This window comes from Candidatus Pantoea gossypiicola, assembly GCF_008632075.1.
Classification (GTDB): domain Bacteria; phylum Pseudomonadota; class Gammaproteobacteria; order Enterobacterales; family Enterobacteriaceae; genus Pantoea; species Pantoea gossypiicola.
Genome location: NZ_VWVM01000004.1, coordinates 31,209 through 53,140 on the forward strand (window position 1 = coordinate 31,209; position 21,932 = coordinate 53,140).

General features: G+C 53.1%; 21 protein-coding genes and 2 pseudogenes. 14 read left to right on the top strand and 9 right to left on the bottom strand.

Features of this window, described 5'->3' with window-relative positions; all coding sequences use genetic code 11:
- Positions 1-62: 62 nt before the first annotated feature.
- On the bottom strand, positions 63-1,151 hold the full coding sequence (sfnG, locus tag F3I20_RS06345; RefSeq protein ID WP_150011723.1) for a dimethylsulfone monooxygenase SfnG: 1,089 nt from the start codon (positions 1,149-1,151) through the stop codon (positions 63-65).
- Positions 1,152-1,473: 322 nt separating this feature from the next.
- On the opposite strand from sfnG, the gene F3I20_RS06350 reads away from it, so the two are divergent.
- Together F3I20_RS06350 and rluF are read left to right on the top strand one after the other, a co-directional pair.
- Positions 1,474-1,944 carry a GNAT family N-acetyltransferase gene (locus F3I20_RS06350; RefSeq protein WP_150011721.1) on the top strand — a complete coding sequence of 157 codons (471 nt, stop codon included), beginning with the start codon at positions 1,474-1,476 and terminating at the stop codon, positions 1,942-1,944.
- A 103-nt stretch (positions 1,945-2,047) separates the two neighbouring features.
- The gene (rluF, locus tag F3I20_RS06355; RefSeq protein ID WP_150011719.1) at positions 2,048-2,926 is read left to right on the top strand and encodes a 23S rRNA pseudouridine(2604) synthase RluF; all 879 of its coding nucleotides are present in this window, start codon (positions 2,048-2,050) and stop codon (positions 2,924-2,926) included.
- A 54-nt stretch (positions 2,927-2,980) separates the two neighbouring features.
- Here the strand turns inward: rluF and F3I20_RS06360 are convergent.
- Positions 2,981-3,971 (bottom strand): annotated as a pseudogene (locus tag F3I20_RS06360) (SDR family oxidoreductase).
- Positions 3,972-4,068: 97 nt separating this feature from the next.
- Here F3I20_RS06360 and F3I20_RS06365 point away from each other — a divergent pair.
- The 3 genes from F3I20_RS06365 to F3I20_RS06380 all read left to right on the top strand — a co-directional run bounded on the left by F3I20_RS06365 (position 4,069) and on the right by F3I20_RS06380 (position 6,595).
- Positions 4,069-4,971 (top strand): LysR family transcriptional regulator, encoded by a 903-nt coding sequence (locus tag F3I20_RS06365; protein WP_150011717.1) that lies wholly within the window; start codon positions 4,069-4,071, stop codon positions 4,969-4,971.
- Between the two features lie 427 nt (positions 4,972-5,398).
- Entirely contained in the window at positions 5,399-5,713 is a 315-nt protein-coding gene (locus tag F3I20_RS06375; protein WP_150011715.1) for a helix-turn-helix domain-containing protein, read from the top strand.
- A 210-nt stretch (positions 5,714-5,923) separates the two neighbouring features.
- A complete protein-coding gene (locus tag F3I20_RS06380; RefSeq protein WP_150011713.1) occupies positions 5,924-6,595 on the top strand; it encodes a hypothetical protein in 672 nt (223 codons plus the stop codon).
- Between the two features lie 93 nt (positions 6,596-6,688).
- Here F3I20_RS06380 and F3I20_RS06385 read toward each other — a convergent pair whose 3' ends face one another.
- Positions 6,689-7,540 (bottom strand): Vmh family MBL fold metallo-hydrolase, encoded by an 852-nt coding sequence (locus F3I20_RS06385; RefSeq protein WP_150011711.1) that lies wholly within the window; start codon positions 7,538-7,540, stop codon positions 6,689-6,691.
- A gap of 146 nt (positions 7,541-7,686) precedes the next feature.
- Here F3I20_RS06385 and F3I20_RS06390 point away from each other — a divergent pair, with 146 nt between their 5' ends.
- The 3 genes from F3I20_RS06390 to F3I20_RS06400 all read left to right on the top strand — a co-directional run bounded on the left by F3I20_RS06390 (position 7,687) and on the right by F3I20_RS06400 (position 9,710).
- Complete coding sequence (locus tag F3I20_RS06390) at positions 7,687-8,568, top strand: LysR family transcriptional regulator (protein ID WP_150011709.1); 882 nt, start codon at positions 7,687-7,689, stop codon at positions 8,566-8,568.
- A gap of 36 nt (positions 8,569-8,604) precedes the next feature.
- Complete coding sequence (locus tag F3I20_RS06395) at positions 8,605-9,024, top strand: bleomycin resistance protein (protein WP_150011707.1); 420 nt, start codon at positions 8,605-8,607, stop codon at positions 9,022-9,024.
- Between the two features lie 383 nt (positions 9,025-9,407).
- The gene (locus tag F3I20_RS06400) at positions 9,408-9,710 is read left to right on the top strand and encodes a YmdA family protein (protein ID WP_150011705.1); all 303 of its coding nucleotides are present in this window, start codon (positions 9,408-9,410) and stop codon (positions 9,708-9,710) included.
- 328 nt (positions 9,711-10,038) lie between these two features.
- On the opposite strand, the gene gabP is transcribed toward F3I20_RS06400, so the two are convergent.
- Entirely contained in the window at positions 10,039-11,448 is a 1,410-nt protein-coding gene (gabP, locus tag F3I20_RS06405) for a GABA permease (protein WP_370452844.1), read from the bottom strand.
- An 82-nt stretch (positions 11,449-11,530) separates the two neighbouring features.
- The gene (gene gabT, locus F3I20_RS06410) at positions 11,531-12,817 is read right to left on the bottom strand and encodes a 4-aminobutyrate--2-oxoglutarate transaminase (RefSeq protein ID WP_150011701.1); all 1,287 of its coding nucleotides are present in this window, start codon (positions 12,815-12,817) and stop codon (positions 11,531-11,533) included.
- A 110-nt stretch (positions 12,818-12,927) separates the two neighbouring features.
- Between gabT and pdxR the strand changes: the two genes are divergently transcribed.
- The 3 genes and pseudogenes from pdxR to F3I20_RS06425 all read left to right on the top strand — a co-directional run bounded on the left by pdxR (position 12,928) and on the right by F3I20_RS06425 (position 17,318).
- Positions 12,928-14,418, top strand: coding sequence for a MocR-like pyridoxine biosynthesis transcription factor PdxR (pdxR, locus tag F3I20_RS06415; RefSeq protein WP_190285927.1), 1,491 nt, complete (start codon positions 12,928-12,930; stop codon positions 14,416-14,418).
- 91 nt (positions 14,419-14,509) lie between these two features.
- A complete protein-coding gene (locus F3I20_RS06420; RefSeq protein ID WP_150011697.1) occupies positions 14,510-15,886 on the top strand; it encodes a glycoside hydrolase family 10-like protein in 1,377 nt (458 codons plus the stop codon).
- Between the two features lie 259 nt (positions 15,887-16,145).
- Positions 16,146-17,318, top strand: a pseudogene (locus tag F3I20_RS06425) (tyrosine-type recombinase/integrase).
- Between the two features lie 529 nt (positions 17,319-17,847).
- Here the strand turns inward: F3I20_RS06425 and F3I20_RS06435 are convergent.
- Positions 17,848-18,504, bottom strand: a complete 657-nt coding sequence (locus F3I20_RS06435; protein ID WP_150011693.1) for a PD-(D/E)XK nuclease-like domain-containing protein — start codon at positions 18,502-18,504, stop codon at positions 17,848-17,850.
- 145 nt (positions 18,505-18,649) lie between these two features.
- Here F3I20_RS06435 and F3I20_RS06440 point away from each other — a divergent pair, with 145 nt between their 5' ends.
- Genes F3I20_RS06440 through F3I20_RS06450 form a run of 3 tightly spaced genes read left to right on the top strand, consistent with a single transcriptional unit; the run spans position 18,650 to position 20,177 of the window.
- Complete coding sequence (locus tag F3I20_RS06440; protein WP_150037446.1) at positions 18,650-19,576, top strand: hypothetical protein; 927 nt, start codon at positions 18,650-18,652, stop codon at positions 19,574-19,576.
- Positions 19,577-19,578: 2 nt separating this feature from the next.
- Positions 19,579-19,818, top strand: coding sequence for a hypothetical protein (locus F3I20_RS06445; RefSeq protein WP_150037445.1), 240 nt, complete (start codon positions 19,579-19,581; stop codon positions 19,816-19,818).
- Entirely contained in the window at positions 19,818-20,177 is a 360-nt protein-coding gene (locus F3I20_RS06450; protein WP_150011687.1) for a hypothetical protein, read from the top strand. The genes F3I20_RS06445 and F3I20_RS06450 overlap by 1 nt, the downstream gene beginning before the upstream one ends.
- Positions 20,178-20,564: 387 nt before the next feature.
- Here F3I20_RS06450 and F3I20_RS06455 read toward each other — a convergent pair whose 3' ends face one another.
- From F3I20_RS06455 to F3I20_RS06465, 3 genes are read right to left on the bottom strand one after another with little or no spacing between them, the layout of a single operon-like run.
- Positions 20,565-21,056, bottom strand: a complete 492-nt coding sequence (locus tag F3I20_RS06455; RefSeq protein ID WP_150019466.1) for an Hcp family type VI secretion system effector — start codon at positions 21,054-21,056, stop codon at positions 20,565-20,567.
- Position 21,057: 1 nt separating this feature from the next.
- A complete protein-coding gene (locus F3I20_RS06460) occupies positions 21,058-21,321 on the bottom strand; it encodes a hypothetical protein (RefSeq protein WP_223811675.1) in 264 nt (87 codons plus the stop codon).
- Positions 21,299-21,817: a DUF2778 domain-containing protein gene (locus tag F3I20_RS06465; RefSeq protein WP_150011685.1), complete on the bottom strand. Its 519-nt coding sequence runs from the start codon at positions 21,815-21,817 to the stop codon at positions 21,299-21,301. The genes F3I20_RS06460 and F3I20_RS06465 overlap by 23 nt, the downstream gene beginning before the upstream one ends.
- Positions 21,818-21,932: the final 115 nt, after the last annotated feature.

Genomic DNA, 21,932 nt, shown 5'->3' on the forward strand with positions numbered 1-21,932 from the left:
GTTGCGCGTTGTTCGTTACGCCGTGGCGACAGAGCGTTGAATTCGCCTGGGGCGCGCGGTTTTCACACTTCGACCAGTGCCGCCTGCGCCTCCAGCTCACGAACGCGCGGTATCACTTCGCGGCCAAAGAACTCAACCTCTTCATGAAAGTGGAGAAACGCCAGCAGCAGCAGATCGACACCGGCCTGCTTCAGTTCGAAAATCCGTTCAGCAATCTGCTGGGGGGTGCCAATCAGATTGGTTTTGAAGCCGTCATTGTACTGCACCAGATCCTCAAACGACGATTTCGCCCAGTTTCCCTCTCCTTCGGGTGAGGCACTGCCTGCATTTTTGACCTCATGCTGGAAGCCTTTCACCGCATCCGGGTTGGCTTTGCTGATGATCTCCTGAAGTACCGCCTGCGCCTGCTGTTCACTTTCACGCGCAATCACAAATCCATTCAGTCCCACTCTGACCTGATGTTGATTGCGTGCCGCTTTTTCACGGATATCCGCGATCTGCAGACGGACGCCGTCCGGCGTATTCCCATTAGTGAAATACCAGTCTGACACCCGGGAAGCCATGTCACGTGCCGCACGTGAGCTGCCGCCCTGGAAAATTTCCGGTAACGGAGACAACGGCTTAGGTTTCATGGCGTAATCGCGAAAGCGATAAAAATCACCTGCAAAAGTAAAGTTCTCTTCGCGCCAGATGCCTTGCAGGCAGCGAATAAACTCTTCTGAGCGCAGATAGCGCTCTTCGTGGTCGAGCCAGGGTTCACCAATCGCTTTGAATTCGCCCCGGAACCAGCCACTGACAATGTTAACGGCGATACGTGGCCCATAGAGATGGCTGATGGTGGCGATCTGCTTTGCCGCTAATACCGGATTCCATGGGCCAGGCAGCAGCGCGGCGATCACTTTCAACCTCGAGGTGTGACTGAGCAGATCCTGTGAGAAGGTGACTGATTCGTGCTGGTTATCTGCACCATATCCGGCCGTAAAGCGGATCTGCGTCAGCGCATAATCAAACCCCGCCTGTTCGGCGATCTGCGCCAGCTTACGATTGTAGGCGGCGTCCCAGCGGGTTCGCTGCTCTATCTGACTGATCACCAATCCGCCTGAGACATTCGGAACCCAGTAGGCGAACTGTAAAGGCTGTGAAGCGGACATAGTCTCTCCTTATATAGCTGAATTAATGTGGTACTCATTTTTTCCAAACTTTCAGATATAACGAAAAGCCAAGCAGTAAACGTGCCATAAAGTAACTTACTGTTTTTATTGCAGTAAACAGCCTGGGGCGAGCCGGTCGTGTTGCAAATGCGGCACGGCTGAGACAACCGGGTTGCCAATGCAGCAGGGATGCCTGGAAGGAGGTGTGAACGGCGAATGCACTCCGTCACGCTATTGACGGCAACAGTGCCAGAATGTCAGTAACGCCGGACATGCTGTGATAACGTAGCGAAGCGCGACACGATTAGAGCCGGAGGGGAAAATGATAGTCAGACAGGCATCACCTGAAGAGGCGCATCGTTTATGGAATATCCGAAATCAGGCACTTCGTTACGGCTGCCAGCAGGTCTATCCACCCGATGTGCTCGCGGCCTGGACGCCGGACCGCATGCCCGCCAGCTTTCCTGCGATGATCCGCGTCAATCCCTTTTTTGTGATTGATGGCCCGGACGGCACGCCGGTGGCTACGGGTTCGCTGGATCTCGCCGCCGCCAGTGTTGAGGCTATTTTTACGCTGCCCGATTTCACTGGACAGGGAATGGCTGGCCTGATCATTGACACCATCAAAGCGGAGGCGCGGCAGCGTGGCTACCACCAGTTGACCCTTGCGTCGACACCGAACGCCGTCAGCTTTTATGAGCAGCATGGCTTCCATTCGCTGGGGGAAAGTCTCTATCCGTCAAAGCTGGCGGGCAGTGCCTTGCGCTGTATGGCGATGGCGATTGAGCTATAAATGCCTGCTGCGGCAAGGCTGGCGAAATGCGGCAAAAGTTTCCCGCGCAAAGACTTCGCAAGCCCACGCCGGTAAGGTATAGTCCGCGTTTTTTGGAGGAATCATGCTGACTGGCTCATCAACACGTCTTAATAAATACATCAGCGAGAGCGGTATCTGCTCCCGTCGTGACGCCGATCGTTACATCGAGCAGGGCAACGTTTTCATTAACGGCAAACGCGCCTCTGTGGGCGCGCAGGTATTTGCAGGCGATGTGGTGAAGGTCAACGGTCAGCTGATTGAACCGCGCGATGAAGACGATCTGGTGCTGATTGCGCTGAATAAGCCGGTGGGCATCATCACCACCATGGAAGAGGGCGAGCGGGATAACATCAGCGACTTCGTCAATCACAGCAAGCGCGTCTTCCCGATTGGTCGCCTCGACAAAGATTCTCAGGGCCTGATCTTCCTCACCAACCATGGCGATCTGGTCAACAAGATCCTGCGCGCCGGTAACAATCACGAAAAAGAGTATGTTGTTACCGTCGACAAGCCGATCACCGATGAGTTTATTGCCGGGATGAGCGCGGGCGTGCCGATGCTGGGCACGGTGACTAAAAAGTGCAAAGTGAAAAAGGAAGCGCCATTTGTCTTCCGTATTACGCTGGTACAGGGTCTGAATCGCCAGATCCGTCGCATGTGTAAGCATTTCGGCTTTGAAGTGACGAAGCTTGAGCGCACCCGCATCATGAACGTCAATCTCAAGGGATTGCCGCTCGGGGAATGGCGCGACCTCACCGATGACGAACTTGTTGAGCTGTTTAAACTGCTGGAGAACTCCTCTTCAGAAGACAAACCCGCGAAGAAAGCCAAAGCTCCGGCTAAAACGTCGACCGCGAGAAAACCGCAGAAGAATGGTGCCAGACCCGCTGAAAAAGCGGATGCGGCTGGTGCCTCGCGCAAGCGCTTTGTCCAGCCGGGACGTAAAAAGAAAGGGCGCTAAACCCAGCCCGATGCAGAGAGCGATATTCTCGCTCTCTGTGCTTTCACGGACGCATCACGGAATAACGCGCGCCGCCCGAAAGCGGGCAAACAGATCGCAGAACATCGCATCCGTCGCGCGATAACCGTGAAAGCCTGCCCGCCGCAGCTTACTGCCGTCGCCAAACATGTCGTAATTCCAGCCGAAAACAAAATCAGCGAAAGCACCGTCACTGAGTGCCAGAATATCCGCTTCAATTAAGGCGTGCTCCACGGCGATTTGCCGCCACAGCAAACGATAATCCTGAACACAGCTCACTCCAGCGCCAGAGATCACCATTGTTAATATTGAACGCCTGATTGCGTGCGTCAGGGCTGCGTGAAGCCCAGAGGGTGGCACTGGCCAGCAGTTCAGCATCGGTAAAATCGACCATGCTGTGCCAGGTTTCCGGCGAACCGGGAAAACGGAAAGGCAGTCGCGCTGCGCGACAGATCGATGCGTAGAGCGCCAGGCTCAGCGCCAGATTCATGCTGTTTCCATGCCGGTCACTGCCAACAACACCAGGGCGTACTGCGCTCCAGTGCCAGGCTTTACCCTGCTGTTGTGCGCTCAGCCAGTTCAGCTGTGCGGCGTTGAACTCAGCCCCCGGCACGCCGGGATCGCTTTCCCGCGCCGGGGTTTTGAATCGGCCCAGATGTGCGCCATACACCTTGTATCCCTGCATCAGACTGACATGCTAAAGGGGGGCGACATCCTCCATTTCCTGAACCAGATTCTGCAACATGGTGAGATTCGGTCCCACCATCGCCGCCCAGTCAGCAGCATTCAGCCAGGCGCTGTAGAAGATATGCGTAACGTCGGTGAGTGATGCCAGCCGTTGCTGGCTTTGCAGCCGATCGCGCAGATCCACCGCAATCGTCTCTATGCCGTCTGTGGCAGACCCTGAGCGATGACTCAGCGCGATTACCTGCCACTGGTCTGCGACCAGCGCCTGAGTCAGTTGCTGACCCACAATTCCACTGGCACCCGCTACCAGCGCAACCTGTTTACCCTGTGTTGTTTTCATGATTGTTATCCGATTAATAAAGAAGCCGCATTCTCACCTGCGTTAAATTCTGATTAAATCCCCTAAACCGGATATCACTTATCAGGAAAATCAATAAATGCAGAACAAACTGACTGCGATTCAGACCTTCGTCAGGGTGGCGGAAGCGGGTTCCTTTTCGGCGGCAGCACGACAAAACGGCATGAAGCAGTCGGCTGTCAGCCAGCAGATTGCCGCGCTGGAGGAGGCGCTGGGCGTGGTGCTGCTACATCGCACCACGCGAACCATGGCGTTAACGGAGTCGGGTCAGCATTATCTGCAACAGGTCAGGCAACTGCTTGGTGCGATGGATGAACTGGAGCAGCAATTGCGGCCCGGCTCGCAGCCGCTTCACGGCAGAGTGCATATTCAGTTGCCGAGCGGCATCGGTCAGCGACTGATGCCGCATCTGATCGCTTTCCAGCAGGCGCATCCAGCGCTGCGTCTGAATATAGCGCTGGAGGATCGCCTGTCGGATCTCGTTGCGGAGGGCGTTGATGTGGCCATCCGTCTCAGCGAGTCGCCACCTGCCACGCTGGCTGCCCGTTCGCTGGCCACGGTTGAAACCGTGCTGGTGGCTTCCCCTGAGTGGCTAGCGCGCAACGATCCGCCGCAGACACCCGATGACCTTATGCGCCATCCACATATACGTTTTAGCGGTATAGCGACTGATGCGCCGCTGCAACTGATCTCTGCGACCGCGAAGGTCTCGGTCCCGGTGGAAAGCGTGTTTCGGTCTAATAACAGCGATGCCTTGATGCAGGCCCTTGAAGCCGGCCTCGGGATCGGCGGCTTACAGACGTTGCCTGGCGCAGAGGCGCTGGCCTCCGGCCGACTGGTGCGGGTGTTACCGGACTGGCGACTGCCCGACCGCTATCTTTATGCCGTGTTCCCGGATGCCCGTTTTATTCCTGATAAGGTCCGTAAGCTGGTCGGGCGGTTGAGTGAGGTGGTGCGGGTAGCAGGGCAAAACGTCAGTTGATGGGCGCTGGAAAAAGAACAGACTCTGTTTGAAGTGTCCCCAACTTAAGGATAAAATATCCCCCGCGCGAGGATAGGGAATACACTGTACATGGACGCATTATTCATTGAGCTTTCCAGTTTTCAGAAATACCGGGCTGACTATCTGAGTGATGATCAGTATCGGCGATTTCAAAACATGTTGCTGGCTGACCCTGAAAAGGGTGACGTGATACCGGATACCGGTTGACTGCGTAAGGTTCGTTACAGGGATGAGCGCCGGCACAAGGGTGCCAGAGGTGGCATCAGAGTTATCTATTACTGGATGGACGAACAAGGCCAATTCATCCTGTTTACCATCTACGATAAAGATCAACGCGACGATCTAACGAAGCAACAACGTGATGCCCTGGCGACTGCGTTGAATATGATCAAAAAAGGGTTGAGACATGACTGAACGCGATATTTTCAGTGAACTGATGACGGGTATGCAGGAGCTCAAGGATCATCAGGAGGGCAAAATCACCCTGAAGAGTCATAAGGTTACTAAGCGCGCCCCTATGACCATTGCGCCGCAAGAGCTGCGTGACGTACGTGAAAAACTCAACCTCTCCCAGGCCGTCTTTGCTCATTATCTTCACACTGGCGAGACGACTTATCAGAACTGGGAACAGGGCAGAGCCAGACCTAATGCCCAGGCGGTTTTATTAATTCGCATGGTGCAACAGAACCCGGAAGCGCTTAAAACCCTCGCTAAGCTCTGATATCGACGTCCGGATGCCAGGCGCATTTTTTCACATATGCGCCTGGCATCCGATGTCCGGCGGGCTAACACAGCCTTCTCTTTCGCCTGACCAGACAGCGCTTTTCCCACCATAAGCCAGATTTTGAAAGACCCATATTCAGAGCAACGACACTTTTCACCCTGATCAGGGCGTGGCAGGATATGCGCAATCTATCAAGGAGTGAGCCTGATGTTACTGAAAGGTATGAACGATCCGCTGCTGAAAGCGTATCAGCATCCCAAATCACGGATGATGATCAGCCGTTTCAGGGGGCTGGCGGGCGACAGAAGACTCAGTGACTGGCAGGCGTTCTGTATTCTGGTGACCGGCTTTACCAATTACTGGTATGTGCAGGCTGGTCACTACACCATTAATGTTACGCTGACCAAAACCCGTCAGTTCGACTTCCTGCAGGACTTTCTTCATTTTACAGTTACCCTGGATGGATTGATCGGCGATGAACATTTTCGCAGCCCGGACTTTGTACTGCCACATTACGATGTGCCTTATGAATTCTGCCGCTGGCGCAACAAGCGCGGCTATGACGCGTTAACCACCTATGTCAGTAAGCAGGGAGTGAAATCCCATAAAGGGATGTTTGTCGCCTCGGAAGGCGTATCTCCGGAAGAGCAGGTGATGAAATGGGAGGGGGTGGTCAACGTCTATGACAAAACCTTTTTCAGTATGACTAACTTCAATACTACTCAGGAATTCCTGATTAAAGACATCCGTAAATCCATTCAGGACGGATTACTGAAGCACCTGAGTTTTTACCGCGATCTGTTTCACTACATCTTTCCCACACCGGCAGAGGCACGGTTGCAGGCGCGTGACGACAGGCGCTATCTGGCGAAAAGATAGCGCCCGGTCATCTTTACTCGCAGCCACTGGCATCCGCACTGAATGGTCGCTGAAAGGGAGCTCACTCTGTCGTTAGCGGACCTCTCTGCAGGTTTACCACTTCATCTCGCCGGTATTCACTTTTGCGCTGAGTTCCAGTGAGGCCGGCTCAGCCAGTTTTGGCCAGGCGGTGTTCATGGCGGCAATCACTGCTGCTGAGGTTTTGTGTTCTGACAGCGCCGCTTCAAAACTCTTCAGATAATTCAGCGTGAAATCTACAGCCTGCGAACCGGCTGGACGCGCACCCAGATAGTGTCCCGGAATAACATTTTTCGCGTTGAGCGTCTGCATTTCTGTGAGGATATGTCGCCACTCATTGCGGCTCTTAATGGTCTGAGTGTCAGCCGTCCAGACGTGGATGCCAGAGGAAAGGGCCGTACCGCCCAGAATGGTGCGCACAGAGGGGATCCAGATGTATGCAGCATATTGATCAGGATGACGCAGTTCCAGCGCCTCGCCATCCACGCTGAAGCGGGTCTGATGCGTAACGTCTGGCACAAAGATTTTATCCGGCGCGCCCTGTTTCATCTGAGGGCCCCAGTATTTCAGCTTGGCGTCATGGGTCTGCTGGATATGCTTTACCACTGCAGGTGCGGCAACGACCTTGACGTCCGGCCAGGCTTTAACAATCGGCTCCAGACCGAAGTAAAAATCGGGATCGCCAGAGGTGATCACAATCTCCTTCAACTTTTTACCCCTCTTTTTAATCATCTCTACCAGCTTCTCACCATCCTGGGTGCTGAACTGGGCATCAAACAGAATCGCTTCGGTTGGCCCGGAGACCAGGGTTGAGGAGACGGCAAAAATACCCTTCTCCTGCGGATTATAGGTTTCCAGTTGCAGCGTGGCTGCGCTGGCGGAGGCGGAAGCCAGAACAAGCATCACAGGTAACAGCACAGTTTTCATTGATCATCCTCAGAGATAAATGCCCGACTCAGGCAGGTGTAACGGGCGATGTTCAGAATCAGTAGCGCTATTCTACGCATCTGGCTATCTGTTAGAATTCCCGAAATCAGAGATGCTGAGTTTCATAATCCGAACAGGTGAGCAGAATGGACAGAGTGACGGCAGCTGTCGTTTTTAACCGGATATGCGAACTGGGCAGCCTGAGTGCTGCTTCGCGTGCGCTGGGGATCTCGCGCCCGATGATCAGCCGTTATCTGGAGGAGATGGAAAGGTGGGCGGGAACGCGTCTGTTGCATCGCTCGTCACGCCGGCTGACCCTGACGCCTGCCGGTGAGGCGATTCTGCAAAAGACCCGTCAGCTGGCCCTGCTTTCAGAGGCAATCCAGCAGGAGAACACGCAGGGCGTTCCGGCCGGAACGTTACGCATCGCCTGCGCGCACTTTACAGCACTTCATCTTGTCGGTCCGGTGATCCCCGATTTTCTGGCGCGTTACCCCGCACTGCGCATCGAACTGGAAATTAACAATCAGCCGGTGAGTTTGATTGGAGAGCGCATCGACCTTGCTATTCGCATCACTGATGCGCCAGAGCCGGGCGCTATCGCACGCCGCCTTGGGGAATGTCGCTCGGTACTCTGCGCCTCACCCGGCTATCTCCAGATGCGAGGCACCCCGCAATTGCCTGGCGATCTGACGCAGCACAACTGCCTCTACTACAGTCGTTTTGCCGGACAGAGCTGGCATTTCACCGCGGCAGGTGGAGAGAAAATCTCTGTCGCCGTTAAAGGGAATTTCAGTGCGGGTATCTCGTCACTGTTATGTGACGCAGCGATTGCAGATTGCGGGATAGCGATGGTGCCTGAACTGGAAGCACGCCATGCGCTTGAAGCGGGAAAGCTGGTTGAGTTATTGCCCGGTTTTGAGCCGCAGCGCATTGGCATCTGGGGGCTTTACCTGTCGCGTGAGCACCAGTCTGCCGCGCTGCGTCTGATGCTGGATGAACTGCAAAACAGCATCCAGAGCCGGTGATGAGAGGAAGTCACACGGATACTGATGGAGATGTTTATGAATGATGATCAACAACGGTACTGGAACCCTATGGTGCCAGAACTCACCGTTACTGACTTTGCCATTTCGCTGCATTTTTACACCGTTGTGCTGGGCTTTGACGTGCGGATCCAGCGTCAGAATCCTGACTTCGCATACCTCTGTTATGGTGAGGCGCAATTGATGATTGAACAGTACCACCCGCAGGGCTGGAACACCGCTGAACTGGAGAGGCCACTGGGGCGGGGCATCAATTTCCAGATCGAAGTCGATGACATTGAACCTGTGCTGACGCGTTTACAGCAGTACGTCGTTCCGCTCTATCGGGCGCTACGGGATAATCATTACGAAACTGACGGGACAACCGCCTGCCAGCGGGAGTTTCTGGTACAGGATCCGGACGGTTATCTGCTGCGCTTCAGCCAGTATCTGGAATAAGCCAGAAGCGTTTTCGGTACTATTCGCGTTGATAACGCCATTGTGCCTCAAGTCAATGCGCGCCGTATTTTATTTTGAACGTTCATGCATATTAATTAAAAGATTTTGATACTGACAAACGCTTTTCTGTTGCAAAAGAATGAAAGTCTTTGCGAGTCTCATTTTTTCTCAACTGTTCTGAAGAAATTATTTCAACTATGATTTTTTCTAACGATGAACTACACTCACGTAGCCTCGCTGGATTAGGATAATTCTTAACAATTGTTTCATTGCGGATTTCATTGGGCCAGGTGTTCGAAAATTTACATTTCTTCTCTTACTTAGCACTTAATTTTTGAGGATGTGAGCCGATAACGGATATTACATACTCAGGAGGACAACCAATGAAATTCTTATTAACGACCTGTTTAAGTTTGCTGCTGATGGCCCTGGCTGGTCCAGCGCGTGCAGACTCACAATCAGGCACTATCATCTTCAGGGGAGCCATAACGAACGGTTCGTGTAATATGAATATCGGGCAGAATCCTGTTGTGTTTGACTGCTATGATCCCGCTCGTGGCAAGGCTGTCGTCACGACTGCTGACGTGATGAACCCTGAATCCCTGACTGGCTTGCCTGTAGAAGTAAAAATGCACTGGTTTAACCCTGAGAAATCGAAAGGAATTATTGAGGTAAGCTATCTCTGATTCCCATAACCGATTTTAGTGTTTACCTGAAAAATCCAGCGCGTTGCAGGTCATAACTCGCAGAGAGTGAGGCAAGCATAAAGCCCCTCACATAATAAGGTTTAATCTTCCGTACAGATATTCAGCAAGAAACAATGAGCTGCACCTTGACCAGGAGATTGGAATGAGTGAATTCTACGGTGCAGGCTGATGATACAGGCGATTTATTAAACCTCTTTTATCCTATGTGTTATTAAGCGCTATGCCGGTTCGCGGATGGAAAAAGATAAATGCCCACCTTTATTGCTAAAGGTGGGCATTTTTTAGTTTTACAAAAAACATCCGGGAATCACGAAGGATCAGAAGAACGCTGAGTGAAGTACTTCGTGGTCTGACGCTTTTCCTTTTTACGACGCAGAACCAGACTGGTGGTAATAATCAGCAGCGTTAATCCGCCGGTTGCCAGTAATTCAGCCTGATGCTTCGCGTCAAACAACATGATCACCAGTACGGTCGTGATAAACAGAATCGTTACCCACGTGAGGCCTGGGAATAACCACATCCGGTAATTCAGGATTTCACCCGCCTTTTCGCGCTTTTTACGCAGCACCAGATGCGATACGGCAATCACCAGATAGACCAGCAGCGCAATCGCCCCCGACGTCGCCAGTAAAAACTCAAACACCACACTCGGCGCAAGGTAATTCGCGATGACTGCCAGAAACGCAGCGGCGGTCGAGAGCAACACCGCAACCCACGGCGTGCCGCTGCGATTGGTGCGTGAAGCGGCAGCAGGCGCATCTTTGCGACGAGAGAGAGAGTAGAGCATGCGCGATGAAGTATAGAGTGCAGAGTTAAGACAGCTGCACACCGCCACCAGCACAACCAGATCGACAATCAGTCTGGCATGCGGAATGTTCATCGCCGTCAATACCGTCTGCCATGAACCCTGTTCAACCAGGCCAGGCGTGTTCCACGGCACCAGCGCGACCACAAAGAATATCGACAGCAGATAGAACAGCGCAATGCGCCAGATAACCGAGTTAGTTGCCTGGGTAATCTGCTTGCCAGGATTCTTCGACTCGGCAGCGGCAATGGTGACGATTTCGGTACCCATAAAAGAGAACATCGTGGTCAGGATGGCCGCTACAACCGCACCTATACCGTTCGGCATAAACCCGTGCGTGTCATAAAGATGCGACAGGCCACTGGTGTTGCTGTCAGGCAGCAGACCCAATACTGCCGCACCCGCCACAGCCAGGAACAGGATGATTGCCACAACCTTAAGCAGCGCAAACCAGAACTCAAACTCCCCATAATTTTTAACGCTGAGCAGGTTGGTAATGGTCAGCAGTAACGTGATGGCAAAGGTATATTGCCAGATAGCGACTTCGGGGAACCAGGCGTGCAGAATTGTCCCCGCTGCATTGGCTTCCAGTGGGATCACCAGCACCCAGAACCACCAGTAGAGCCAGCCGATGGTAAAACCGGCCCAGCGGCCCAGCGCTTTATCCGCATAGGTTGAAAATGAGCCAGAATCGGGTGAAGCAACGGCCATCTCAGCCAGCATCCGCATAATCAGCACCACCAGCGCACCGGCAGCCGCATAAGAGATCAGCACCGCAGGACCCGCTTCAGAAATAGCGTGGCCGGAGCCGACAAACAGCCCTGCGCCAATCACACCCGCAATTGAGAGCATACGCACGTGGCGCGGTTTCAGGTTTTGAGCCAGCGAATCTTCATTCGCACTCTGAGTCATCGTCATGTAAACGTCTCCAGGCGACGCCCGGCCTGCGCGGCCGGACGAAAGGGGAACAGGCTTGCGTTAACGCACAGCGAAATCAGGCCGGGACGACGGGATGTCCGGCAGAGGCAACACAGTGATTAATTACTGTGGAGAGAATGGTCAGCGCCTGGCTGAACTGGGCATCAGGAATAGTGAGTGGGTAGAGGAAGCGAATGACGTTGCCTTTAGCTCCACAGGTCAGCAGCAGCAGGCCCTGTTCCATTGCCATCTTCTGAACCGCCTGCGCGGTGCTGGCCTGATAGAACTCCATCGCCACCATTGAACCCAGCGCACGTACGTCAGCAATGTCCGGATGTTTGCGTTGATGTTCCTGCAGTTCAGCTTCAAGCCGGGCACCGAGATCAACGGCGCGCTGGCAGAGCTGCTCCTCTTCAATCACATCCAGCACCGCATGGGCTGAGGCGATAGCCAGTGGGTTACCGGCGTAGGTTCCGCCCAGGCCCCCAGGCGCAGGCGCATCCATGACCTCTGCGCGACCGGCGATAGCGGAAAGCGGCATGCCGCCTGCCAGGCTTTTTGCCATGGTGATAATATCGGCCTTCACGGGATAGTGCTCCATGGCAAACAGTTTGCCGGTCCGGGCAAATCCGCTCTGGACTTCATCCGCAATCAGCAGAATGCCGTGGCGATCAGCCAGCTCCCGTAGCTGCACCATAAACTCTGCCGGTGCGGCATGGAATCCGCCTTCACCCTGCACCGGCTCCAGCACGATCGCGGCTACATCATGGGGGGCAATATCCTGGGTAAAGATTTCGTCGAGGCTGGTCAGTGCCGCCTCAATGCTGATCCCCTGAACCGCGCTGGGGTAGCGTGCATGAAATACCGACGGTGGCATCGGGCCAAAGTCCCGTTTGTAGGGTGCCACTTTACCGGTCATCGCCATCGTCATGAATGTACGACCATGGAACGCGTTACCAAAGGTGATGATGCCGTGACGACGGGTATAAGCACGCGCCACTTTGACCGCATTTTCCACCGCTTCCGCGCCGGTCGTGAAGAAGGCCGTTTTGGCCGCTCCGGCGATGGGCACCCGCTGATTGATGCGCTCGGCCAGGGCGATGTAGCTTTCGTAGGGGGTGATCTGGAACGCAGTATGGGTAAACTTTGTTAACTGATCGGCAATGGCCTGTTCGATACGTGGATGGCGGTGTCCCGTGTTCAGCACCGCGATGCCGCCAGCGAAATCGATCCAGCTGTTACCGGCCTGATCCCATAAGGTGGCGTTTTCTGCCCGGGCAACGTACCAGTCGCACAGCGTACCGATACCTTTAGGGAGAGCCTGTGCTTTGCGCTGCTGCATCAGGTTATTATTTTCGCTCATTTCATCCACCTCGTTAATATGCGTGTTTACAATTCCCGACAAACACGTTTATTTATGCCTGAGGCGTGGTGAGTTGCCAGAGCCAATTCTCAGAGGAAAGGTGGAGCCAATTGCGACTCTTGTACGCAGATCATCTATTAGCACGGTTACAGTTTTTAAGAACCGGCTCATTACATCAGCGGCTGCTGAATTGTATGCAGGCCGCAATCGCGGAAGAGGTGTTTCCCCGCGGAAGCCGTTTGCCGCCAACCCGCGATCTGGCGCGGGAACTTGGCGTGTCGCGAAACACGGTAATGCATGTCTATGAAAGTCTGATGGCGCAAGGGTATGTCACCGCACGTACCGGCAGCGGTACGTGGATTGCCGAGACGCTGCCGGAGAATGCTCTGCAAAGTGATGCGATTGCCGATCTGCAGGCGGTGAGGGCGCAACGACCCGCTACGCTGTCGAAGCGGGGTGCCAGTCTGCTGGGGCATGCCACTGCATCGCCCTGGCAGTGGGGCGCGTTTGTGCCCGGCGCGCCCGATGTCACCGAATTCCCTCACAAGCTGTTCAGCCAGATTCAGGCGCGGCTGAACCGCGAACCTGACGTACATCGCCTGGTCTACAGTAGCGGCGGCGGTTGTCCCGATCTTCGCCATGCGCTGGTGGACTATCTGCGGGTGGCGCGTTCCGTACGGGCCGATGCTGACCAGATCCTGATTACCGAAGGCGTTCATCAGGCGGTTGATCTGGTGACGCGGGTGTTATGTGATCCCGGCGATCGGGTCTGGATGGAGGAACCGGGCTACTGGGGAACACGTAATCTGCTGCGCATGAATGGCCTGAAGATTCGCGCGATGCCGGTGGATGAGCATGGCCTGGTACCGGACAGTGGTCCGGCCCCTAAAATGGTGTTTGTAACGCCTTCTCATCAATATCCACTGGGGGTGCACCTGAGCCTTGCGCGTCGTCAGGCATTGATCGCTCTGGCTCGCCGTCATCAGAGCTGGATTGTTGAAGATGACTACGACAGCGAATTTCGCTTTTCCGGTCAGCCTCATCCCTCACTGCAGGGGCTGGAAACCGATGCACCGGTTATCTACATGGGAACATTCAGCAAGACACTCTATCCCGCTCTGCGTATTGGCTACATGGTGGTGCCGAAACCACTGGCACAGCCGTTGCGCATCGCGGCGGCAGAACTCTATCGCGGCGGCCATCTGCTGATACAGCGGGCGCTGGCGGAGTTTATCCGGCTGGGCCATTACATGGAGCATATTCGCCGGATGCGCCTGCTTTATCGTCAGCGGCGGCAGTTTCTCTGCAGGCTGATTGAGCGCTATCTGGGGCCAGCCTTTTTACCGGCATTCAATCATGAAGCGGGACTGCATCTGGTGATGCCGCTACCAGCGGGCGCGGATGACGTGGCGATAGCTGCGGAGGCGCTGAAACGCGGGGTCAAAGTGCGGCCGCTTTCGCAATACTATATGCATCCGCAGGAGGCGCGCGGATTGCTGCTGGGTTATGCCTGCGTCAATGAGCGGCAGTGTCAGGACGCTTTTGGCACACTCAAAGCCTGTCTTATGTCCGCAGGGATGGTCTTTAGTCCGCCGCGTTAGCGGTTCATGGGGTGTTAAAACGCAGCCGTTTCAGGGCTGGAGCTGTGCTAACACATTGACATTTCATCAGCGTCACCGAGAATACAGCTCTTTGCGTTCCGACCAGAAAATACTGGAGTTTATCATCGCCCTTAATCCCTTTTCTGCACAGGCCAGAGCGGCTATTAAGCGAGGCGCTGCGCTGGCTGCGGCGTTATTGCTGGTCAGTTGCGCATCCGAACCGCCAAAATCGCTGGTGACCCCTTTTCCGCCGGTCACGAAACAGCCATTACCTGTGCCCGGCAAGCCAGCACAGCCTCAGGCTAATCAACCAATGCGGGGCGTCTGGTTAGCCACGGTGTCACGTCTTGACTGGCCACCCGTCGCGTCGGTGAATGGCACGAGTCCGGCGCTGCGTATCCGCATGCAGCAGCAATCCCTGACCGACAAGCTGGATAAGCTGAAAAGTCTGGGTATTAACACGGTATTTTTTCAGGTGAAGCCGGATGCCACGGCGCTCTGGCCCTCAAAAATCCTCCCCTGGTCCGATATGCTGACCGGCAAAATCGGTGAAGACCCGGGATATGATCCGCTGCAGTTTATGCTGGATGAGGCGCACAAGCGCGGCATTAAAGTTCATGCCTGGTTTAATCCCTACCGGGTATCGGTCAATACCAAACCCTCTACCGTCAGCGAACTGAACCGCACGCTTTCACTGCATCCGGCCAGCGTTTTTGTGCTGCACCGCGACTGGATCCGCACCGCAGGGGATCGCTACGTGCTCGATCCGGGCATTCCTGAGGCGCGTGACTGGATCACCAGCATTGTGGCCGAGGTGGTGGCGCATTATCCCATCGACGGTGTGCAGTTCGATGACTACTTCTATGCCGAATCAGCAGGTTCGCTGCTCAACGATAATCAGACCTTCAGTCGCTACGGGCAGGGCTTTGCTGGTAAAGCGGACTGGCGACGTCACAATACTCAGCAACTGATTGAGCAGGTGTCACGGACTATCAAACAGCTGAAGCCAGAGGTTGAATTTGGTGTCAGTCCGGCGGGCGTCTGGCGCAATCTGTCGCACGATCCTGCTGGTTCCGATACCCGAGGCGCCGCGGCGTACGACGAGGCCTTTGCGGATACCCGCCGCTGGGTGCAGCAGGGTCTGCTGGATTACATCGCCCCGCAGCTCTACTGGCCTTTTTCCCGTCAGGCTGCCCGATATGACGTGCTGGCAAACTGGTGGGCAGAGGTGGTGAAACCGACTAAAACCCGGCTCTACATCGGTCTTGCGCTCTACAAAGTCGGCGAGCCATCAAATATTGAACCTGACTGGACGCTTCAGGGTGGCGTGCCTGAACTGAAAAAGCAGCTCGACCTGAATGATTCAAATCCCAATATTGATGGCACCATTCTGTTCAGAGAGAACTATCTGAATCAGCCTCAGACTCAGCAGGCGGTAAGCTATCTTAAAAGCCGCTGGGGAGGCTGACATGCCCGGACAGCATGACCAGTACGGTTAAGTTTTTCCCTGTGACTTACTGCTATTGTTGCGCTATATAACAGGCTCTTTTCCTTATGTTTTCTTTAGGTTCCCAGCTATTCCGGGTATTACCGCGATAGCTGGCGAATCGCCAAAAAAAGCCAGTAACATTTGGGTATACTATTCCTCAATGTTCCTGTGGTTTCCCTTCACTTCCCTTTTTTCGTGTACATACTGGTGTACATAATTCCCAATCTCCTACGAATCTATGGCGCTCTCAGATGCTGCCCTGCGTTCAATGCTGGGCAAGGAAAATGAAAAAGTTCAGGTAAAAACGGATCGTGACGGACTATCTGCCCGGATATCCTGCAAAGGTCGAATCACCTTTCAGTACCGCTACCGCTGGAACGGGCAGGGCGAACGTGTTGATATTGGCACCTATCCCGCTACCAGTTTAAAAGATGCGCGTGAAGAGGCCACCCGACTGCGTGGCGAGCTTGAGCAAAACCGCAATCCTCGTTTACTAAAGCGCATGGCACGCAATGAGGCATATTCTGCGCTGACCGTTGAAGACGTGATCAGGGCATGGCTCGAAAGATATGGCGTCGAAAACAAGAGTGATTATCAGCAGGTATTGCGGTCATTTGAACTGCATCTTTTTCCGCAATTAGGCAGTGTTCCCCATGAGAATGCGCCCATTAGTATGTGGTTAAATTTACTGGAACCACTGGCACGAAAAGTGCCGTTTATTACGGTCCGGCTGTTGAGCAACGCAAAGCAGGCTCATAACTGGGCTGTGCGCCGCCAGTTAATCAAAACCTCACCATTAAGCGATCTGCGTGTTGCTGATTTAGGGATCATACTGACGCAGTGTGATCGTGTTTTATCCAGTGATGAAATCGTGACCATTTTCCGTGCGATGCAGGCCAGCAGGCTGGCGCCAAAATTTAAATTGCTGGTTCAGTTGTGCTTGCTGTTTGGTTGTCGTGGCGGTGAACTATCGTACGCAGAAAAGTACATTTTGATTTTGAAAAAAAGCTCTGGTCAATTCTGCCAACGCATCATAAAACCGGTAAACGCACGCGAAAGCCGCTGGTTAGACCAATCATTCCAGAGGCAAAGGAAATGCTGAAGAAATTATTCGATCACTCTTCCCATAGCCAGTATGCGATTGCAAAGAAACAGCGCGACGTGCCCCCAGGGGCGCGCCACCCCTTCTGATATTCCAGAATTAATAATTAACGCTGGGCGGCGGTACCTGGGCATTGAAATGGAACATTGGACATTACATGATTTGCGCCGAACGGCGCGCACCAATTTTTCCGAACTGACGGAGCCACATATTGCGGAAATAATGCTGGGGCACAAACTGCCGGGGATATGGCAGGTTTATGACAGGCATGACTATATTGAGGAACAGCGGCGCGCCTACTCGTTGTAGTGGGCGCGCGTCACGGCGTGGGTTTATGGGGAGGGTAAAGTGTCTGTGCTGGCGGCGCTATCTTCGCGATAACTCATGATGTCGCAGGTTCGAAACGTCAAACGGCTGCGGCGAACCGGTACCGGGAACGCGGGATTGTGAGGTCGCTTTGTGCGCCCGTTTACGGATACCCACTTGCGTATAGTTTGCGGCGCAACGCGCAATAGCAGGGCGGTTTCAGTCAGATTTAGATACGGCATCTGTAGTAGTGTTGCTATGTCAATTTTTGAATCTTCATGTGTCATTGCCGATTTAACTTTTTTCATTGTTTTTCGCTCTTTCTATTTCCAACCTGAACCAATGCCGTTGCGTCCAGGCTGGTGGCCAATGTAGTATTTCCCGCAATGTGGGCAGCGGTAAACGCTCATTTGCCCGCGATGGCCATATCTCTGATGTAGTTTTCGAATTGCTATCACAGCGCCCGCCACAGTCGTATGGCGGGCCTTTTCTTCACACTGTTTGCGTCTCAAGCGGCGCTTACTTGCCACAGTTAATCCCAGGCCAGTATTTCGGTGTGTACATGGTCTTCGGCGTCCAAATAACACTCCATTAGCTCGTTATCGTTTACAGCGTTAAATGCCGTATATCTGGCTTGCTCGCGGCAAAATGCTTTCCATGCTTTTTTGCTGCGAAAATGCGTATGCCAGCCATAGGTTTTGGTAACGTTGCGCCATGCTTTATTAGCCAGCCAGGCGTAATCCTCGTCGGAGTTGATGAAAACCCAGAAAAATTGATCCAGTCCGGCCACGTCGCAATACATGGCGGCACTCAGGTGGTAATCGCGGCTGATTATTTCGCGGGGCAGCCGCGCTTTAACCTGGTCCTGTTTAACGCCCCACATCGAAATAGTTTTCAGATCCAGACCGATGCGCGCAGTACCAGTATTGATTTCCACATCCGGACGCACGCGCAGTTCTAACCCGGTATCGTCATCAAAACCGAAATATGAGACTTCGCTTTCGCGGTTCGGATGCTGCAGCAGCAGCTCAATCGTAGGGTGTACCAGCAGGGCAGATCTCAGCGCTTTGGCGTGCTGCATTTGCTTCTGCGTAATCAGCGTGCGGCCGTCGTCGCTGCCCTTCCAGGTGGCGTAAATCTCGTCGGCAAACGTGGCGCCTGGGCGGATTTTTTTAACCGTGGCGATCAACTCTTCTTACGTGCCGGACGTGTTCACCAGCTGCGCTCAGTGGCCACCCGTTCCGGATCGATGGTTTCCAGCGTTGCCAGCAATTCGTCGCGGCTGCCTGTTGTTTTGGGCAGTGGCGGCAGCGTGAGCGGGGGCTATTTCTGTCATGAGTCTGATTTTTTCTGATTCGCATTATATCGGCGCCAGTACGATCGCCGGCGGTGGTGTTTTGCCATCAAACGCCCAACAACTGACGCCGGATGATTCCGCCAAAACGCTGACTATCAGCCTGCAGGCCAACGAGATAGATCCGCGCCTGACCTATACCGGGCCGGCGCATTTTTACCGGACCGAATCCGGACATCTGGCGCTCAGTGCTGCGAATGAATGGCCACTTGAATACGTCAACGGCATAGCAGCAGAGCGCCACGAACCAGAACCAGCGGCGACTAATCTGCAGGCATATAGCCGTGGGGCTACTGTCTCGGAGTACCTGGTAAAAAGCGACGATTTCGATCTGGTGATCGACACCACCGGCGCGCCTGATGGCGGCGCGATCGGGCGCATCCCGGTGGCCTGTAATTCCTACATCATTTCACAGGATGTAGATAGCGTTGAACATGTTCATCGGACGCAATATGGCGCATTACCAGATAACTGGCAGCGCAAGACGTTTGCTATTACCGCCACAAAACGATCTCGCCTGAGATTGCGTTACGGGCAGTCATACAGTCAATCAACGCCATCAATCTGGCAAACGCAAAATGCTGATTATGGCCAATGGCCAGCAGCTGGCGATTACGCGATCAGTTGGTTTGTTAAATCGGGTGATGGGGGCACGTTCCCCGCTGGATTTGCCCAGCTGGAGACGGGCGCATTATGTACATCCCCGATCGTAAATGAGACGACAGAGAAAAACAGCCGTGCAGCGTCTGCGGTTACGGTGAATACAGACGGTTATGTCTCAATGCGGATTGCATTCAGCAATGGCGATAGCGAGACGCACGACATTACCGGCGACACGTTTAATTTACCGCTGGCCACTGAGCATTGGGGGCTTCGTTATATCACCACAATTGAGCTAATGAGGTAGTCATGGGAGAGGCAGAAAACATCGCCGTTACAGAAGATTGGGCGGTAGTTTATGAGGGTACCGACGAACGCACGATCGCGGTTGTTTCCGGGCAGGCAGAAATGTGGACAACTGCAGATGTACCGGAAGAGAACGCGATCGGGTTAACCATGGCGACAGGTGGCGCGTCCTGCAGGGGCAGTGGTCGAATTCTGGGCCGTGCTGTCTATGGCACACGCCGTGCCGTGTTTATTGTGCTGTGATGGCCATTCGTCGCTGGGCGCTATTTGGCGTCATTTTACTGGCTGCTGGCTGGGGCTGTGGCCAGATGCGCTGTCTGGCCGGCTGGTATGCACATGGAGATAAAATTAACCAACAGGCGCAGGAGAAACGCGAACGCGCGGCCACGACGCTGCAGGCGTCCGAAAATACCGCCGCTGCAGCTATTGCAGAACAGCAAATTGTTTACCGAACCATATACAGAGACGTAATTAAATATGTCAGCAAACCAGATCGTAATAAATGCGATTTTGATCCTGATGCTGTCCGGATGCGTCAGCGTGCCATCGACGCGGCCAACAATATCGCCGGATTTGATGTTACCACCATGCAAAATAAGTAATTCTGCTGTTAATAGCGATGATGATTTACTGGCTGATATTGCAACTGCAGAATGCGCTGCCCGCCTCCGAACGAATATTTACCGCTGGCAGGCGTACTACAAATCCATTTCTCAACAATGAGTTATGACGTTTGATCTGTATCATCGATCAATCTGCCAGAATTGATCGGCACAACCAGTTAGAGCCAATGTAAAACTGCGTATATTTTGATCACAGATACAGGGAGTTAAGTTCATGAAAAGGAGAACGGCGTGGAAGTTTGTAATAACGGGATGTGTGATAGCCTGGGTAATAACAATATGTTTAATAATGAAATTTTATAGAAAGTTTTTGTTTTTAATTTGATCTGCCAACACCAGCCCGGCTATTGCCGGGCTTTTTATTGCCTACGCTGTATGCCTTTCATTCCATGCGTCTGCATGCTGAATATTACCGTCTACAATTTTCCAGGTAATTTTTTCATATTGCATGCTCACACTTTCAACATGATTCATCTTATCATTTCCCGCTAACTTTACATTAGGCACGCCGCAATTGACGCCGGTTATTTTAACATTCTCCATTAAGACACTGTAATAACAAACTTCCTGCCCAGCATCATTTATATGGTAAAATTTAATCTCGGCGCTTTTTAGCGTCTGGCCTGTAGTTGCTGCTTTATAGAGATACGGCGTAGAGCTATCAACCTCTTTTTCAATCATCATAGGAGAGTGCTGCCGCGTACCGGTTATTCTGCCGTTTGCGCTGTCCACTGGCAGGTTAATGCCGTGGCTAAGCCCAATAATTTCGATACTGCCGTCACGGTCTTGTACGTCTACGGATCCTTTAATATCAGCGCCGCCGTCGTCTTTGAGCCACATGTATGGAGGAATTGGCATTTTATTTGCTCCTTAATTTTTTAAATAACTTCATTGTAAAAAAATAAATTGCTGATGTGATTAAAATTACAGTGGCTAAATCAATATAAAAATAAGCATCATACATTGATTCACTATTTACATCGCCACTGATGAACAAGGCTAATTTCTTGACGAGGTTTTGACTGATATATTTATCAGGGACTTTAACCGATAGCATCACTACGCTCATAATAAAAGCAAAAATAATTATTTTTGTAATGTTATGGACAAGTTTGCGTGCCATTAGCCACCACCTCTACCCAGCCTCGCGCCATTAGCGAGCGCATACAGGGAACCTGTATTAATGTTGTGTTCATCAGTGCAGTACGGATCATTGCAAAATCAGAGTTATGCGCAATGGTTATGCAACCTTCAGAGATTGTCCCAGGATGCAACCTAAACAGGCCGCGATATACGCCATCTATCCATGTACCATCGTCAATACTCCAGTCCTCGCGGTATAACGCAAACCATTCATCGCGCCCAAAGGCTGCACCGTGTCGAACCTTATTCCATGTGTCCTGAAATTGTGCTTTTTTTCTGGAGAAAAAGCCTCCTGCCCCACGATCAACAATCCAGTATTTTCCTGGGGGTAACGGCCCATCGCCCTTGATCGCACCACATGCCCCCTTATTACGGTAAATGCCATTACCAGAGAACGCCATGAATACGCCCACACCATAAAGATTGAATGGCGCATAATCAGCGCCGTTGAGAATCATTTTTCCATGAAGTGCCATGCTGAATCCCTTAGCAAAGAAAATGAGAGTACATCACCAACCAGCTAATCCTGTAACTAGCGCCTGTTATGGCAAGGTGATTAGCCATATTAAATATATGGTCTATTGGTGATTA

Bases quoted from the DNA above. Each gene is read 5' to 3' on its own strand.
- F3I20_RS06465 (WP_150011685.1), bottom strand. From the start codon at position 21,817: ATGGCACTTCATGGAAAAATGATTCTCAACGGCGCTGATTATGCGCCA.
- rluF (WP_150011719.1), top strand. From the start codon at position 2,048: ATGCTGACTGGCTCATCAACACGTCTTAATAAATACATCAGCGAGAGC.
- F3I20_RS06455 (WP_150019466.1), bottom strand. From the start codon at position 21,056: ATGCCAATTCCTCCATACATGTGGCTCAAAGACGACGGCGGCGCTGAT.
- F3I20_RS06440 (WP_150037446.1), top strand. From the start codon at position 18,650: ATGAGTCTGATTTTTTCTGATTCGCATTATATCGGCGCCAGTACGATC.
- F3I20_RS06375 (WP_150011715.1), top strand. From the start codon at position 5,399: ATGACTGAACGCGATATTTTCAGTGAACTGATGACGGGTATGCAGGAG.
- sfnG (WP_150011723.1), bottom strand. From the start codon at position 1,151: ATGTCCGCTTCACAGCCTTTACAGTTCGCCTACTGGGTTCCGAATGTC.
- gabT (WP_150011701.1), bottom strand. From the start codon at position 12,817: ATGAGCGAAAATAATAACCTGATGCAGCAGCGCAAAGCACAGGCTCTC.
- gabP (WP_370452844.1), bottom strand. From the start codon at position 11,448: ATGACTCAGAGTGCGAATGAAGATTCGCTGGCTCAAAACCTGAAACCG.
- F3I20_RS06450 (WP_150011687.1), top strand. From the start codon at position 19,818: ATGGCCATTCGTCGCTGGGCGCTATTTGGCGTCATTTTACTGGCTGCT.
- F3I20_RS06390 (WP_150011709.1), top strand. From the start codon at position 7,687: ATGGACAGAGTGACGGCAGCTGTCGTTTTTAACCGGATATGCGAACTG.
- F3I20_RS06395 (WP_150011707.1), top strand. From the start codon at position 8,605: ATGAATGATGATCAACAACGGTACTGGAACCCTATGGTGCCAGAACTC.
- F3I20_RS06385 (WP_150011711.1), bottom strand. From the start codon at position 7,540: ATGAAAACTGTGCTGTTACCTGTGATGCTTGTTCTGGCTTCCGCCTCC.
- F3I20_RS06460 (WP_223811675.1), bottom strand. From the start codon at position 21,321: ATGGCACGCAAACTTGTCCATAACATTACAAAAATAATTATTTTTGCT.
- F3I20_RS06365 (WP_150011717.1), top strand. From the start codon at position 4,069: ATGCAGAACAAACTGACTGCGATTCAGACCTTCGTCAGGGTGGCGGAA.
- F3I20_RS06350 (WP_150011721.1), top strand. From the start codon at position 1,474: ATGATAGTCAGACAGGCATCACCTGAAGAGGCGCATCGTTTATGGAAT.
- F3I20_RS06380 (WP_150011713.1), top strand. From the start codon at position 5,924: ATGTTACTGAAAGGTATGAACGATCCGCTGCTGAAAGCGTATCAGCAT.
- F3I20_RS06445 (WP_150037445.1), top strand. From the start codon at position 19,579: ATGGGAGAGGCAGAAAACATCGCCGTTACAGAAGATTGGGCGGTAGTT.
- F3I20_RS06400 (WP_150011705.1), top strand. From the start codon at position 9,408: ATGAAATTCTTATTAACGACCTGTTTAAGTTTGCTGCTGATGGCCCTG.